Source organism: Psychroserpens ponticola (genome assembly GCF_023556315.2).
Lineage (GTDB): Bacteria > Bacteroidota > Bacteroidia > Flavobacteriales > Flavobacteriaceae > Psychroserpens > Psychroserpens ponticola.
The window spans coordinates 2,151,191-2,167,791 of sequence record NZ_CP116221.1; the positions used below are offsets into that span (position 1 = coordinate 2,151,191).

Below are 16,601 nucleotides of genomic sequence, written 5' to 3' on the forward strand. Positions count from 1 at the left end.
ACTATCCGTATCTTTGCTAGCGGAAAAATTGCAGATGAAACGTTTAATTTTACTTACTTGTTTACTAGTAAGTTTGACTATTCTTGGACAAAATATTCAAGTTGATAGTCAGACCTTCACTCCGCAACAACTTATTGAAGATATCCTTATTGATAGTGATTGTATTGAAAACGTCATTGTAACAAATGTCGTTGGTGGTAATTTCAATAATACAGACCAGAGCTATGGCTATTTTGACGCAACTGGAACTACTTTTCCATTTCAAAGTGGTGTTGTGCTTAGTACTGGTAGATTATCTAACGTTCCTGGACCAAATGCAACGTTAAGTGACGACAATGCTCCTGATTGGAATGGTGATACAGACCTAGAAAACAGTCTTAACGAATCTAATACCATAAATGCAACTATTCTTGAATTCGACTTCACCTCTATCGCATCACAAGTCAGTTTTAGGTATTTATTTGCTTCCGAAGAATACCAAGAAGGCAATTCAAACACGTGTCATTACTCAGATCTATTCGGTTTTCTTATTCGACCAATCGGTGAGCAACAGTATTCAAATATCGCTTTAGTTCCAAATACGCAAACACCTGTAAAAGTAACCACAGTACATTCCGGAATTCCTAATAGTTGCGACGCTATTAATGAATTCTATTTTGAAAGCTGGAATGGTAATAATGTGCCAATAAATTTTAACGGACAAACAAAGGTACTTACAGCTACTGCTGATGTAATTCCAAATCAAACGTATCATGTTAAACTTGTTATTGCAGACGATCATAATTACAGATATGATTCTGCTGTATTCTTTGAGGCTGGGAGTTTTCAGCTATCAACAAATTTAGGTCCTAACCGATTGCTATCAACTCAAAATGCACTTTGTGGAAATGAGACTTTAGAATTGGACGCTTCTCAAATAAATAGTAATAGTTTTAAATGGTTTAAAGATGGTGTTGAATTAATTACTGAAACAAACGCAACTTACACAGTTACAGAAGCTGGAACCTATAATGTTGAAATCACCTTAGACAATACCTGCGTTTCATATGGAGATATTGTAATTGAATATGCCAATAATCCTATAGTATTTGATTCCGTTTTAATAGAATGTGATCAAGATCAAGATGGAATAACATTGTATAATCTTTATGATGCTGAAGGTGATATTACTAATAATGATAATTCAATTTTTCTTGTCAATTTTTACTTATCTGAAAATGATGCACTTCAAAACACAAATGCGATTATAAATCCCACTAATTTTGAAAACTCCATTCCTTTTCAAACAGTATATGCTCGAGTTCAAAATTTTTATGGGTGTTTTGAAATTGCCGAATTAGAGCTTCAAATTTCAAATAATATCTTAAACATCCCAACACTTGAAGCATGTGATGGTGATGATATTGATGGATTTGCAACTTTCGATTTAAATCAGATTATTGATAACATTCAAAATCAAATTCCTGTTGGCGCAAATGTTACCTTTTATGAAACTGAAAATGATGCCTTTCAAGAAACGAATACTTTAGGCGCAATTTATCAAAATATAACACCTGATAATCAAACCATTTTTGTAAAAGTGACAAATAATAATCAGTGTTTTTCAATAACATCTGCAGAGCTTAACGTTTTATATACTCCTGTGCTTTTAGATGATGAACAATTTATTTATTGCTTAAATTCATTTCCAGAAACCATCACTTTGTTAGGAGGTGTACTCAATGATTCTCCTAGCAACTATTATTATGAATGGCTCCTAAACGGCACAACAACTTCAGTAAACACATCGTTTAATGAGATTAATGAACCTGGCATTTACACAGTAATAGTTACAGATCCAAACGGTTGTTCTTCAAGCAGAACTTTAACAGTGAACCCTTCAAATATTGCTACTATCGAAAATATAATCATTCAAGAAGGCACAAGTAATAATACTATTGCTATCGAAGTTACTGGTGAAGGTGTCTACGAATATGCATTAGATATATTTGGTGTGATTTTTCAAGAGAATAATGTGTTTTACAACGTTCCTCCAGGTATACATACTGTTTATGTAAGAGATCTAAATGGTTGCGGTTTCATTGAACAAACTGTTTCAGTTTTAGGATTCCCTAAATTCTTTACACCAAATGGAGATAATGTTCATGAAAGATGGCATATATATGGTATTAGCGAAGATTTCAACCAAGGCATTGATGTGAAAATTTTTAATCGCTACGGAAAATTAATAACACAACTCAACCATTTAAGTCCTGGTTGGGATGGCACACTTAATGGACAAACATTACCAAGTTCAGACTATTGGTTTATCGCAACGCTTATTAATGGAAAGACATTTACTGGTCATTTCACGCTAAAACGTTAATTTTCTCAAAAGCTAAAGCTACAAATCCCTTAGCATTTTCTATATTTGAGCATTAACTAATTATATAAAAAAATCACAACTTAGGAATGCAGTTTAAACATCCAGAAATTCTCTACGCTTTACTTCTGCTTATCATTCCTATTATTATTCATTTATTTCAACTTCGTAAGTTTCAAAAAGTAGCGTTTACTAATGTTCAGTTTTTAAAAGAATTAAGCATACAAACACGTAAAAGTTCACAGTTAAAAAAATGGCTAACCCTATTAACAAGAATGCTGCTGCTTGCTTGTGCTATTATTGCTTTTGCTCAACCTTACATGTCTAATTCTGAAAGCTTTAATACTAAAAGTGAAACTGTTATTTATCTAGACAATTCCTTTAGTATGCAAGCGCAAGGGATTAATGGGACTTTATTAAACTCTGCAATTCAAGATATTATTGAAAGTATTGATGAAAACGAACCAATTTCGGTATTTACTAATAATGCAAACTTTTACAACACGAGTATTAAAGCAATTAAAAATGATTTAATACAACTAAAGCATTCTCCAAGTCAACTAGGATACGACGCAGCTATTTTAAAAGGTAAAAATGTCTTTTCAAAAGATGAAAGTTCTATTAAAAACTTAGTCTTAATTTCAGATTTTCAGCAAAAAATGGACATCCTTTCTATTGCAAAGGACAGTATAACAAATATAAAATTGGTTCAGTTAAAACCAGCTAGTGTTTCAAATATCACAATAGATAGTTTATTTATTTCAAAATCTACAGTTGAAAACTTAGAATTAACTGTTAAGTTTAAAAACCAAGGAGAACCTATTGAAACCTTGCCTGTATCCTTATTTAATGACGATAAACTTATTGCTAAAAGTGCTGTTGATATTGTAAGTGAATCAAGCACTATTTTTACGATTCCAACCAATACTGTTTTTAATGGAAAAATAACGATTGAAGATACCAATCTTCAATATGATAACGAATTGTACTTCAACATTGACAAACAAGAAGCTATAAAAGTTATTGCAATTAATGAAGCTGATGACAGCTACTTAAAAAAGATATATACCAATGATGAATTTGATTTCATTTCAACACCATTTAATGCTTTAAATTACAATCTTCTTGACGACCAGAATCTAATCGTTTTAAATGAATTAAAAGAGGTTCCACCATCATTAATCACAGCCTTAAAAGCATTTACAGATAATGGTGGAATTATATTAACAATCCCATCAAACAACATCAGACTAAACACTTATAATCAATTATTTACGAACTATAATTTATCAAGATTTGACTCTATTCATTCTCAAGAAAAAAGGGTAACAACAATACATTTTTCACATCCATTATTGACTAATGTTTTTGACAAACAAATTAGAAATTTTCAGTACCCAAAAGTAAATTCATATTACAGTAACACTTCAGACAAAGGAACATCAATATTGAGCTACGAAGATGGCTCTTCATTTTTATCACAATCCGAAAATGCATATCGTTTTTCAGCAGCATTAAATACAAACAATTCTAATTTTAAAAATTCACCTTTAATTGTTCCTGTACTTTACAATATTGGAAAACAAAGCTTGAAAGTCTCTCAATTATACTACACTATAGGTGAAGAAAACAATATAGATATACCAACAAAACTTCAGCAAGATGATATTCTAACTTTAGTTAATGGCGAAAACTCAGCAATTCCACTACAACAGACTTATACAAATAAAGTTGCTTTAAAGACTAGTGATTATCCTAATTCATCAGGAATTATTGCTGTTCAGAACAACGAAACCTTTTTGAAAAATTTAAGTTTTAATTTTAATAGAAACGAAAGTAATCTTTCCTACTTTGATTTAACTAATACAGAAAACGCAACAGTCAGTGAATCGGTTACATCAACGATAAATGATATAAAAAGTGCAACTAATGTTAACGAGCTATGGAAATGGTTTGTTATTTTTGCACTAGCTTTTATAATTATTGAAATGCTCATCTTAAAATTCTTGAAATGAATGCACTCGTAAAATCGGCCACTATAATTGACCCTAAAAGCGATTTTCACAATGAAACGGTCGATATCTTAATTGAAAAAGGTGTCATTTCTAACATTTCTAAACGCATTTCAAATCCAAAAAACCATAAAGAAATTAAACTTGACAACCTTCATATATCTCAAGGCTGGTTTGATAGTAGCGTGAGTTTTGGAGAACCAGGATATGAAGAACGAGAGACGATAGAAAACGGACTTAAAACTGCTGCTCTTTCTGGATTTACTTCAGTAGCAGTAAATGCAAATACAAATCCAGTCATTGATTCTCATGCAGATATTCATTTTCTAAAACTGAAGGCCGAAAAACACGCAACGAATCTCTATCCAATTGGAGCATTAACACGAAATAGTGATGGAAAAGTCTTAGCAGAAATGTTTGATATGAAAAATGCTGGAGCAGTGGCATTTTATGACTACAAACACCCTATTGACGACCCAAATCTGATGAAGTTAGCGCTACAATATGCTAGTAATTTTAACGGATTGGTCTGTTCATTTCCACAGGAATCAAAGATAAGCGGATTAGGAGTTATGAATGAAAACATAACAAGCACATCATTAGGGCTAAAAGGAAATCCTGCTTTGGCAGAAGAATTGCAGGTCGCTAGAGATCTATTTATTTTAGATTACGCTGAAGCTAAACTCCATATACCAACAATATCAACTGCAAAATCAGTAGAATTGATTAGAGCAGCTAAAAAGAAAAAGTTGAATGTAACTTGTAGTGTTGCAATTCATAATTTAATTTTTACTGACGAAGAGTTATCAACTTTTAACACCAATTTTAAAGTACTACCATCTTTAAGAACTCAAAAAGATATTGATGCTTTAATTGAAGGGATTAAAGATGGTACAATTGATATGATAACAAGCGACCATAATCCAATAGACATTGAAGACAAGAAAATTGAATTTGATTATGCCAAATATGGAACAATCGGATTAGAAAGCGCATTCGGAGCATTGAATTCTATCTTTACAATTAAGAAAACAATAGAATTATTAACTAAAGGAAAAGAACGCTTCGGAATTGAATCTTCTTCAATTTCTATAGGAAACAAAGCTGATTTATCATTGTTTAATCCAAATGAGAATTCTATATTTTCAAAAGAACAAATGACATCAAGATCAAAAAATTCAATATTTGAAAACAGAGAATTAAAAGGAATAGTTTACGGGATTATCGCAAACAATAAGATGATTTTATCAAAATAACAACTTCAAACTATGCAAAACACATCAAACGACAACAATGACAGCTTAGCGATTGTTGCTTATATCACACTTATCGGAACTCTAATAGCATTCTTTATGAATCGAGAAGAGCGCAATCCACTTGTTTCCTTTCATATTCGACAAGCATTGGGTTTATGGCTACTACAAATGGTTTTAGGTTATTTTATTGGTGCTTTTAATAGTTGGATGATCTCATCGTCCTTTTGGGTTTTCTTTATCGCTTTATTTTTATATGGCATATTTGGAGCTGTTGGAAAAAAAATGAATGAAGTTCCAATTTTAGGTCCTTTCTTTCAAAAACTTTTTGCTACAATCGGACAATAATTTATGAGTTTATCCTTACATCACATTACACGACCTTCTTCATTAAAAGAAAATGCACCATTACTAATCATGTGTCATGGCTATGGTAGTGATGAAAATGATTTGTTTTCATTCGCTCAAGAATTACCTGAAGAATTATATATCATTTCGGTAAGAGCGCCTTATCCTATGCAACCTTATGGAAATGCCTGGTATGCTATTAATTTTGACGCCAATCAAAACAAATGGAATGACGTAGAACAAGCTATTGAATCACGTGATAAAATCGCCAACTTTATTGATGAAGCTTGCGCTGAATATTCCGTCGATAAAAATAATGTCACCCTTTTGGGATTTAGTCAAGGTACCATTTTAAGTTATGCTGTTGCACTCACCTATCCCGAAAAAGTTAAAAATATCATTGCATTAAGTGGCTATGTTAGTGAAGATATGTTAGACACAGATTTAACAACTAAAAACTACAAACACTTAGATTTCTATTGCTCTCACGGAAGTGTAGATCAAGTTATCCCAGTAGATTGGGCTAGAAAATCACCTCAGTTCTTAAATGCTTTAAATATTAAAAATACGTATTCTGAATTCCCTATTGGACATGGTGTTGCTCCTCAAAATTTTTATGAGTTTAGAAGCTGGCTAAAGAACAGAATTTAAAATTTCATTCAGAGCGAATCGAAGCAACTTTTATTTAAGTTTATCTAGGCCTATATAACGATGATTCAATAACTTTAAACTTAAGCTCTTTCCTATCTTCAATAGTTTCTATTTCATAAGACAGTAACATTTCTCCCCAATATTTACCATCAGTAAAACTAGCTATGATCCATTTATGGTTAAGCATTCGTATTTGATCTATTAGCATTTTCTGACCAGTCATAGACGCATAAGGCACTAACGGATGATCTTCAGTTTCATAAACATTAAGATTCATTAATTCGTCTTTTATAAATGGTACAAACTCTGAAATTCTAAAACCTTGCTCTTCCCAATATATCATTGCATCCTCATTGGTGTCAAACTTGAACGTGTAGAAATTAGAAACAACATCATCTTCCATAACTCTAATTGAATCTTTCAATTGAGTATTCGCTACCATATAATTGGTTAGCTTTTTGTCATAGTTCTCAATAATACTTTTAGAATTTACAAATTGAAAAATCACTAATAATAAAGTGAAAATAAATAAATACATGAACAATCTTTGTTTCATAATCAATGTTTAAAGTTCTATTTCTAAGTTATCATATGCCAAAAAAACGTTTTTGGGTAATTTTTGTTGTACTTCATCATGAAAACCTAAGTAATGACTAATATGTGTCAAATAAGCGGTTTCTGGTTGTACCTTTTCTACAAAATTTAAAGCTTCAGTCATATTAAAATGCGATATATGCTCTCGCTCTCGTAATGCATTTACAACTAAAACTTTTACACCTTTTAGCTTTTCAACTTCCTCATCTGCAACAGTTTTCATATCTGTTAAATACGCAAAATCACCAAATCGAAACCCAAAAACCTGCAGTTTATGATGGTAACCGTTTATAGGAATCACTTCCAAATCACCAAGCTTAAAAGGTTTATTCTTTATTTCATTCTCAATCACACTTGGAACGCCAGGATATTTATTTTTAGTTGTAAATATATAATCGAAACGTTTTTTTAACTCCCCAAACACGCGCTTATGTGCATAAAATGGAATATCTCCTTGCCTAAAATAAAAAGGTCTAATATCATCTAATCCTGCTGTGTGATCGGCATGTTCATGAGTAAAAATCACACCATCAATCTTATTACAATCAATTCTAAGCATTTGCTGTCTAAAATCTGGACCGCAATCTACGACATAAGCAAAATCGTCCCATTCAACTAAGATAGATACTCTAAGGCGCTTGTCTTTAGGGTTTGTACTTAAACATACAGGATGATCACTTCCAATAACTGGAATTCCTTGTGAAGTACCTGTGCCTAAAAATGTAATTTTCAATGTCTATTAATTTAAAACAAAAATAAAACTATTTTTTTTAGTTATACCTCCTATTTTAATACCTTTGTGAAGTTGACAAAACCCAGACTTAAAGATGGAAATAACCTTAAAAGGAGATAGAGAATTTGATGAGATTCCTTCGTTAAAAACAAAATGTTTGCGAATTAATCTCAATGAAAACATCTACGGAACATTCGCTGAAATTGGAGCAGGTCAAGAAACTGTTCGTCAGTTCTTTAGATCTGGTGGTGCTTCCGGAACTATTGCAAAAGCTATGTCTGCTTATGACAAAGCTTTTAGTGATGCAATTTATGGTATTGAAGATGATAAACGTTATGTTACTGAAGCGCGTTTACGAAAAATGCTAGATCATGAAATCAACTTAGTTGAAGAGCGTCTTTCTAGAGAAGAACATCCTAATAAAATGTTCTTTACGTATGCAAATACAGTGGCAACTATTGATTTTGCGAAAAAATACAAAGGACATGGCTGGGTAGGAATTAAATATCAAGTTGATGCTAATCAAGACTATAACGAAATTGTACTGCACTTACGTTTTAAAGAAACCGATGCAAGACTACAACAAGAAACTCTTGGTATTTTAGGTACAAATCTAATTTATGGTGCATTTTATAAATACAATGAACCTAAAAAAATACTACGTTATTTATATGATCATTTAGACAAAGATCAAATTGAAATAGATACTATCAATTTTGCTGGTCCAGTTTTTAAAGATGTTGACAACCGCTTAATGAGTTTACAACTGGTTAAAAACGGAATGACTGATGCTGTCATGTTTGCGCCTGATGGCAACAACGTACTTCCTGCAAAAGTTCTTTACAAAAAGAACATATTAACATTACGTGGTAGTTTTAGACCAGTAACTAAGGTAAATATGGACATGTATAAGAAATCTTATGACATGTTTATTAAAGAAAGTAAAGTTGATGTTGACAAAACACAAGTCATCTTTGAAATTACTTTATCTAATCTAAGAGCTGAAGGCGAAATCGATGAACAAGATTTCATGGATCGCGCTAAATTATTATGCTCATTAGGTCAAACAGTGTTGATCTCTAATTTTCAAGAGTATTATAAACTTGTTGAATACTTCTCTCAATATACGAAAGCTAGAATGGGATTAGCAATGGGAGTAAATAACCTCGTCGATATTTTTGATGAGAAATATTACCGTCATTTAAGTGGTGGTATCTTAGAAGCCTTTGGAAAATTATTCTTCAAAGATTTAAGAGTCTATTTATATCCAATGCAAAATGATGATAATACGGTTACTACTAGTGAAAACCTCAAAGTACATCCAAGAATGAAAGAACTCTACAAGTTCTTTAAATACAATGGAAAAGTAGTCGACATCGCTGATTATGATGAATCTACATTGAAAATATTCTCAAGAACTGTGCTAAAAATGATTGCTAGCGGGAACGATGAATGGGAAGCTATGCTACCTGAAGGTGTTGGCAAATTAATTAAAGAAAAAAGTCTTTTTGGCTGTGAAACTGAACAAATTCATTTAGGAGATTAAATTTAAACCTTAGAAACAAAAAACCGCATGAATTTCATGCGGTTTTTTGTTTCTAATTCGGAATGAAGTAAAGCAACTACCTATTTCAATATTTGATCTGTATGAGCTTTAGTTTTCACTTTTAAAATAACGTCTTCAATAATTCCATTTTCATCTATTACAAACGTTGTTCTATGAATACCGTCATACACTCTTCCCATAAATTTTTTTGGTCCCCAAACTCCGAAAGCTTCAATTACTGACTTATCTTCATCTGCTAATAAAGGATACTGAAAACCATATTTGCTTTTAAAATTAGTTTGCCTTTTTGCATTATCTGCACTAACACCTAAAATCTCATAGCCTTGAGCTTGAAAACGTTCATAATTATCATTTAAATTACATGCTTCAACAGTGCATCCTGGAGTACTCGCCTTTGGATAAAAGAAAACAATTAATTTTTTCCCTTTGTAATCTGCTAAAGAAATCATGTTTCCTTGTTCATCTAGAGCTGAAAAATTTGGAGCATTATCTCCTACTTTTAATTGTGTCATAATTGTTAACTTTACTTTTTGTAAAAATACAACTTATGACTAAGCAAGAAAAGGTAGATTTTGTTATTAATACGTTAAAAGAATTATATCCAACCATACCAATCCCTTTAGAGCACAAAGACCCTTACACTTTGTTAATAGCTGTATTAATGTCTGCTCAAAGTACTGATGTTCGTGTAAATCAAATCACACCTCTACTATTTGCAAAAGCCGACAACCCATATGATATGATTAAACTTTCTGTGGAAGAAATTAGAGCCATTATCAAGCCTGTTGGCTTATCTCCAATGAAAAGCAAAGGCATTTATGGATTATCACATATTTTGATTGATAAACACAACGGAAAAGTTCCTCAAACTTATGAAGCTTTAGAAGAATTACCTGCTGTAGGACACAAAACTGCTGCTGTTGTATTGTCACAAGCATTTGGAATTCCTGCGTTCCCTGTAGACACTCATATTCACAGATTAATGTATCGATGGAATTTAACCAATGGTAAAAATGTAATACAAACAGAAAAAGATGCCAAACGTTTATTCCCTAAAGAATTATGGAACGACTTACATCTTCAAATTATTTGGTATGGAAGAGAATATTCACCAGCAAGAGGCTGGGATTTAGAAAAAGATATTATTACAAAAACTATTGGAAGAGCCACAGTTTTAAACGCATACAATAAAAATAAAAAGTCCTAACGACTAACGAATTAGGACTTTTTAAAATTTAGTTTTGAAGCGTTTCAAACTTCAAATCACTACATTCTATAACACTTAAAGCTTTAGAATAATTTAAAAGAAAATCTATAGTTTCTTTTTTTGGATTAAGGTTGTCCTTTTTTTGTGGACATTCAGAGTAAAGTTTTGCCATTTTACGGTTTTTGGTTTGTTATATTAAATAAACGCTATAAAACTTTACTTATTGTGTTAATTTGTTAAAATGATATTATTTTTATCAATGACCTTTCTTAGGTTAATTAGCGCATAACGCATTCTTCCTAATGCAGTATTGATACTTACGCCTGTTCGTTCAGAAATTTCCTTGAAACTCATGTCTTTATACATTCGCATCACTAATACCTCTTTCTGGTCTTCGGGAAGCTCTTCTATAATGCGACGCAAATCACATTCAACTTGATCTTTAATGAGCTGATTTTCTGCATTTAATGCATTATCACCAAGAACAGAAAAAATACTAAACTCACCAGAATTATCAAATTTTGGCATTCGATTATTCTTTCTAAAATGATCAATTACAAGATTGTGAGAAATACGCATTACCCAAGGCAAAAATTTGCCTTCTTCGTTATACTTCCCTAGTTTCAAATTTTTAATGACTTTAATAAAAGCATCCTGAAAAATATCTTCAGTAATGTCTCTATCAAATACTTTTGAATAAATAAAACTGTAAATTCTTTGTTTGTGCCTATGGATTAAAACTGATAGAGCGTTTTCATCTCCATCCATGTAGTTTCTAACTAAAACAGCGTCCGTGATAAGTTGTTGTCTCATAATTATTACTTTAATGCAAAGAATAAATCTTAGCTTGGGGTTAAATTTTATAAAGTAATATTATGAAATAGGCAGCTCTTTTTTAATATGTTATGAAATCAAATATAACAACAATCATTTCTAAATTCCAAAAAAATGTACAAAACTTTAACATTTTAATCTACAATAATCCATTTTATTTGATGAAATACTTGTAGTATCTTTGCACATTATAATTTGCGTAAACTCCTATGAATACTAACATTTTAGACGTTAATCCAAAAGAAAACATCATCATTAAAGGTGCCAAATTGCACAACTTAAAAAATATTGATGTTGTTATACCTAGACAAAAACTTGTAGTGATTACTGGTTTATCAGGTTCTGGAAAGTCTAGTTTGGCATTTGACACTTTATACGCAGAAGGCCAAAGACGTTATGTAGAAAGCCTTTCAAGTTATGCTAGACAATTTTTAGGACGACTCAATAAACCAAAAGTTGATTTTATAAAAGGTATCGCTCCTGCTATTGCTATTGAACAAAAAGTAAATTCAACAAATCCAAGATCTACTGTTGGTACATCAACAGAAATCTATGATTATTTAAAGTTATTATTTGCTAGAATTGGAAAAACCTATTCTCCAGTTTCTGGAGATTTAGTAAAAAAACATCGAACTAAAGATGTTCTAGATTTGGTAAAATCATTTGACGATCGTGAAAAACTTCTACTCCTTTCACCTATTATTTTAGAGGAAGGAAGAACGATGATAGACAAACTTAATGTTTTAAAACAACAAGGATATGCAAGAATTCAACATAATGAAGTTGTCTTAAGAATTGATGAGGCTGTAGATAAAAAACTAAAAAAAGACATCTTCCTTGTTGTAGATCGTATTGTAGTAAAACACGAAGATGATTTTTATAATCGATTAGCAGATGCTATTGAAACGGCCTTCTTTGAAGGAAAAGGCACCTGCATTATCGAATCACTTACCGACAAAAAGCGTACTGAATTCAATAACAAATTTGAATTAGATGGTATGACTTTTCTAGAACCAAATGCACATCTATTCAGCTTTAATAATCCTTATGGAGCTTGTCCAAAATGTGAGGGATATGGAGATGTTATTGGTGTTGATGAAGATTTAGTGATTCCAAATACAGGTTTATCAATATATGATAATGCTATTTTTCCTTGGAGAGGTGAAAGCATGAGTTGGTATAGAGATCAATTAGTTAATAATTCACATAAATTTGATTTCCCAATACATAAACCTTTCTTTGAATTATCTCCTGAACAAAAACAACTCGTTTGGGATGGCAACCAATACTTTGAAGGCTTAAATTCCTTCTTTACTGAATTAGAATCTAAAGCATATAAGATTCAAAATCGTGTAATGTTATCACGTTATAGAGGGAAAACAAAATGTAGTGTATGTCTAGGAAAACGGCTTCGTCCAGAAACTAATTACGTTAAAATTGGCAATATTACAATAACTGATTTAGTAGAAATGCCATTGGATAAATTGGTCAATTTCTTTAAGCAATTAGAACTTAACAATCATGACACAACAATTGCAAATCGCTTGCTAAAAGAAATATCAAATCGACTATCATTTCTAACTAATGTTGGCTTAGACTATTTAACTTTAAACAGAAAATCTAACACCTTATCTGGAGGTGAAAGTCAGCGTATAAATTTAGCCACATCCTTAGGAAGCAGCTTGGTTGGATCTATGTATATCCTAGATGAACCAAGTATAGGCTTACATCCAAAAGACACTCAAAAACTAATTAAAGTCTTAAAAGCATTGCGCGACTTAGGCAATACGGTTATTGTGGTAGAGCATGATGAAGACATTATGCAAGCAGCAGATGAAATAATAGATATTGGTCCAGAAGCAGGAACTTTTGGAGGTGAAGTTGTAGCCACAGGGAATTTTAAAGACATCCTAGCTTCAGAATCTTTAACTGCAAAATATCTCAACGGTCAATTAAAAATTGAAGTGCCTAAAAAACGAAGAACTTCTAAATATCATGTAGATGTTTTAGGAGCACGAGAAAACAATCTTCAAAATATTAATGTTACGTTTCCATTAGAAATGCTTACCGTAATTACTGGAGTTTCAGGAAGTGGGAAAAGTACTTTGGTTAAAAAGATACTATTTCCAGCTTTACAAAAGAAGTTAACCGATTTTGGAGACAAACCTGGACAATTTACAGAGTTAAAAGGAAATTTCAGCAATATAAAACATATAGAGTTTGTAGATCAAAATCCAATCGGAAGATCATCACGTTCTAACCCTGTAACTTATATAAAAGCTTATGACGATATTAGAGCATTATATGCAAGTCAGAAATTAAGCAAAATTAGAAACTACCAAGCCAAGCATTTTAGCTTCAATGTAGATGGAGGACGATGTGAAACCTGCAAAGGAGAAGGTCAAGTTACTATTGAAATGCAATTCATGGCAGATGTACATCTTACATGTGATACATGCAATGGAAAACGCTTCAAAAAAGAAGTATTAGAGGTTCATTTTAACGGAAAATCTATAGATGATATACTGAACCTTACTATAGATGATGCTATTTCATTTTTTACTGAACATACTCAAACAAAAATTCAAAGCAAATTACAACCTTTACAAGATGTAGGATTAGGTTATGTGACTTTAGGTCAGAGTTCTTCTACTCTTTCTGGTGGTGAAGCACAACGAATTAAATTAGCATCTTTCCTTGGAAAAGGTTCTAAAAGCGATAATGCTTTATTCATTTTTGATGAGCCAACAACGGGTTTACATTTTCACGATATCAAAAAATTATTGAAGTCGTTTCAAGCTTTAATAGCAAAAGGACATTCAATCATCGTTGTGGAGCATAATATCGATCTTATTAAATGTGCAGATTACATCATCGACTTAGGACCTGAAGGAGGCGAACGTGGCGGACAATTAATTGCTCAAGGAACTCCTGAAAACATTGCCAAAAATAAGAAATCCATTACTGGAGAATTTTTACGTGACAAACTCTATTCTTAAGACGTAAAAAAAGAAAACGCAGCTAGTAACCCAATAGCAGTTGGTATTACAAAAAGGATAAATACGAAAGTAATTATTCCACTTTTTACCCAAGTAAGAAACCAATGCTGTCTGTAAAACCGAATTAAAGCGATTAAAAAATAAAAATAAGTTGATATCGCAATTAGCCAATTAATCCAACTTTCTATCTCGAAAAAATTATTTAATCCAAAAAGAACACTAAACACCGTAAATAAGAATGAAAAAAAATAGAAACTAAAAACCAAATGGTGAACATACTTTCCTTTATTGTAATAAAACACTTTAAGAATTAACGCAAAAAACGGTAGTAAGAAAAACATCGAAATCGGAATACTATCAAAGAATGCCTGAACAATTGATCCAGCACCTTGACCTTTAGCCAAACTCAACATTCTTGTATAAAGGCGTCTCTCAAGAAAACTGGGATCTTCAGACATGCCCATTTCTTTATAAATAACTTCATTATCTGCACCTGAAGCAACTAAAGAATCTACTTTCCTTTTATCAAAATCCCATGATGTGTTCATGTTTTTAGGATTAGCAGTTTCTAATTTTATTAAAGAATCTGCCATTTTTAAGTCCGAATCCTCAAGCCCGATAATCTGTTGATTATCTTTTAAAGGCTTCATTATTTTCTCAATTTTAATTGAATCTGTAGCTTGATTTAGCGAATCCTTTTGCTCTGATACAAACTCGGACTTTGCTACTTTTTCATTTATTTTATTAGCTTCTTGCACAAGGTCTCTTGTACTAAATGAGACAATAAAAAAGAATATTACAGAAACAAACAAATACATTTGAGCAGGATGCAAATACAACAATCGTTTGCCTTGTATGAATTTTTCGGCTAAATAACCAGGTCTAAACATCAAAGGAGCAAAACTTTTCAAAAAACGAGCATCAAAGGAAAAGTAATTACTTATCGTATTATAAAACAACACTCCTATTGTAAGTGCATCATTCGTTTTTTGTCCGCAATGTGGACAAAACTCAAATCCCTCTTCTAAAATAGAATCACAGTTTTGACAAGGTAAAGGTTCATTTGTTGTGACTAATGATTCGTCTGACATATCAAATATTGGTTAGCGATATAAATGTAATAAAAAATTAAATGATTTAGGCCCAGCTTACTCGTTGAGCAAATAAAAGCAATAACAAAACATGATTAAAATCCTAACAATCAAATAATTACAACTTTGGCACGCAAATTGAATTTAATTAAACAGATAATACAAACCAAAAAGTTTCCAAACAAGTTGGTAACAAAGGTAAAATCTAAAAACCTATAATTATGAAAAAGCAATTACTTTTTATTGCAGCGATGTTAATAGGATTAACATCAGCAACAGCTACAACAGCAGGACATGCTGTTTCGAATAGGGAAGATTATAATACAACACGTTATCGTTTTGCCGAACCTATTGTGTTCATTGAACGTGGTGTAGAATTTTTGATTTTCCCAGATGGAAGTTTCGATTTCAACACAGAAATTGAAAACAATACATCCAATATGTATTACAGATCAAATACAAAACGAAGTTCTGTAAATACAACTTATGGAGCTCCAGGAACGATAAACAGAGTACACTACTCTAATTCTCGTCCAAGAGGCATCATTATTACACATGATAACAATGGCCAAGTTCGTAGAATCGGAAATGTATTTATTAACTATGATAGAGAAGGACGAATTAAACGTGCTGGCTCTGTATACATGAGCTATCAAAGAAGCAATGGTTTATTGAAACAAGTTGGAGGATTACGAATTAACTATAATCGTTGGGGAGAAATCGTTCATGTGTCTGGTAATGTGAACCGCTTTAACACTGACACTAATTATGGTGTTGGCTCTGGTCATGGTGGAAATAATTATTTTGGATATAATGATGTAGAAGATTATGACGATGATTATTATTACTACAGAAAAAATGGCAAAATAAAAAAAACGAAGAAAAATAAAGAATATAAACAATCATAGCTCAACCCTAACAACTAACATGTAGCTATACAATCCCAAAGT

General features: G+C 31.8%; 15 protein-coding genes. 9 read left to right on the forward strand and 6 right to left on the reverse strand.

The window, feature by feature from the left end:
- Positions 1 to 34 precede the first annotated feature (34 nt).
- From MUN68_RS09715 to MUN68_RS09735, 5 genes are all read left to right on the forward strand, one after another.
- Positions 35 to 2,365, forward strand: a complete 2,331-nt coding sequence (locus MUN68_RS09715; RefSeq protein ID WP_249997113.1) for a T9SS type B sorting domain-containing protein — start codon at positions 35 to 37, stop codon at positions 2,363 to 2,365.
- Positions 2,366 to 2,451: 86 nt separating this feature from the next.
- On the forward strand, positions 2,452 to 4,377 hold the full coding sequence (locus MUN68_RS09720; protein ID WP_249997114.1) for a BatA domain-containing protein: 1,926 nt from the start codon (positions 2,452 to 2,454) through the stop codon (positions 4,375 to 4,377).
- Positions 4,374 to 5,630, forward strand: coding sequence for a dihydroorotase (locus tag MUN68_RS09725; RefSeq protein ID WP_249997115.1), 1,257 nt, complete (start codon positions 4,374 to 4,376; stop codon positions 5,628 to 5,630). Before MUN68_RS09720 ends, MUN68_RS09725 begins: the two co-directional genes overlap by 4 nt.
- Before the next feature lie 12 nt (positions 5,631 to 5,642).
- A complete protein-coding gene (locus MUN68_RS09730; protein ID WP_249997117.1) occupies positions 5,643 to 5,975 on the forward strand; it encodes a hypothetical protein in 333 nt (110 codons plus the stop codon).
- Between the two features lie 3 nt (positions 5,976 to 5,978).
- Positions 5,979 to 6,626, forward strand: a complete 648-nt coding sequence (locus MUN68_RS09735; RefSeq protein ID WP_249997118.1) for an alpha/beta hydrolase — start codon at positions 5,979 to 5,981, stop codon at positions 6,624 to 6,626.
- 40 nt (positions 6,627 to 6,666) lie between these two features.
- Here the strand turns inward: MUN68_RS09735 and MUN68_RS09740 are convergent, their stop codons facing one another.
- Positions 6,667 to 7,182 (reverse strand): hydrolase, encoded by a 516-nt coding sequence (locus tag MUN68_RS09740; RefSeq protein WP_249997119.1) that lies wholly within the window; start codon positions 7,180 to 7,182, stop codon positions 6,667 to 6,669.
- 9 nt (positions 7,183 to 7,191) lie between these two features.
- Complete coding sequence (locus MUN68_RS09745) at positions 7,192 to 7,953, reverse strand: MBL fold metallo-hydrolase (protein ID WP_249997120.1); 762 nt, start codon at positions 7,951 to 7,953, stop codon at positions 7,192 to 7,194.
- 94 nt (positions 7,954 to 8,047) lie between these two features.
- Between MUN68_RS09745 and MUN68_RS09750 the strand changes: the two genes are divergently transcribed.
- Entirely contained in the window at positions 8,048 to 9,499 is a 1,452-nt protein-coding gene (locus MUN68_RS09750) for a TonB-dependent receptor (protein ID WP_249997121.1), read from the forward strand.
- Positions 9,500 to 9,579: 80 nt separating this feature from the next.
- Here the strand turns inward: MUN68_RS09750 and bcp are convergent, their stop codons facing one another.
- Positions 9,580 to 10,032 carry a thioredoxin-dependent thiol peroxidase gene (bcp, locus tag MUN68_RS09755; protein ID WP_249997122.1) on the reverse strand — a complete coding sequence of 151 codons (453 nt, stop codon included), beginning with the start codon at positions 10,030 to 10,032 and terminating at the stop codon, positions 9,580 to 9,582.
- Between the two features lie 35 nt (positions 10,033 to 10,067).
- Here bcp and MUN68_RS09760 point away from each other — a divergent pair, with 35 nt between their 5' ends.
- Positions 10,068 to 10,727 carry an endonuclease III domain-containing protein gene (locus tag MUN68_RS09760; protein WP_249997123.1) on the forward strand — a complete coding sequence of 220 codons (660 nt, stop codon included), beginning with the start codon at positions 10,068 to 10,070 and terminating at the stop codon, positions 10,725 to 10,727.
- 28 nt (positions 10,728 to 10,755) lie between these two features.
- Here MUN68_RS09760 and MUN68_RS09765 read toward each other — a convergent pair whose 3' ends face one another.
- Complete coding sequence (locus MUN68_RS09765) at positions 10,756 to 10,899, reverse strand: hypothetical protein (RefSeq protein WP_249997125.1); 144 nt, start codon at positions 10,897 to 10,899, stop codon at positions 10,756 to 10,758.
- A gap of 56 nt (positions 10,900 to 10,955) precedes the next feature.
- The gene (locus tag MUN68_RS09770) at positions 10,956 to 11,540 is read right to left on the reverse strand and encodes an RNA polymerase sigma factor (protein ID WP_249997126.1); all 585 of its coding nucleotides are present in this window, start codon (positions 11,538 to 11,540) and stop codon (positions 10,956 to 10,958) included.
- 230 nt (positions 11,541 to 11,770) lie between these two features.
- Here MUN68_RS09770 and uvrA point away from each other — a divergent pair, with 230 nt between their 5' ends.
- Positions 11,771 to 14,560 (forward strand): excinuclease ABC subunit UvrA, encoded by a 2,790-nt coding sequence (uvrA, locus tag MUN68_RS09775; protein ID WP_249997127.1) that lies wholly within the window; start codon positions 11,771 to 11,773, stop codon positions 14,558 to 14,560.
- Here the strand turns inward: uvrA and MUN68_RS09780 are convergent.
- Positions 14,557 to 15,651: a DUF3667 domain-containing protein gene (locus MUN68_RS09780; RefSeq protein ID WP_249997128.1), complete on the reverse strand. Its 1,095-nt coding sequence runs from the start codon at positions 15,649 to 15,651 to the stop codon at positions 14,557 to 14,559. The genes uvrA and MUN68_RS09780 overlap by 4 nt on opposite strands.
- 221 nt (positions 15,652 to 15,872) lie before the next feature.
- Here MUN68_RS09780 and MUN68_RS09785 point away from each other — a divergent pair, with 221 nt between their 5' ends.
- Positions 15,873 to 16,559 (forward strand): hypothetical protein, encoded by a 687-nt coding sequence (locus MUN68_RS09785; protein ID WP_249997129.1) that lies wholly within the window; start codon positions 15,873 to 15,875, stop codon positions 16,557 to 16,559.
- The last annotated feature ends 42 nt before the right edge of the window (positions 16,560 to 16,601 follow it).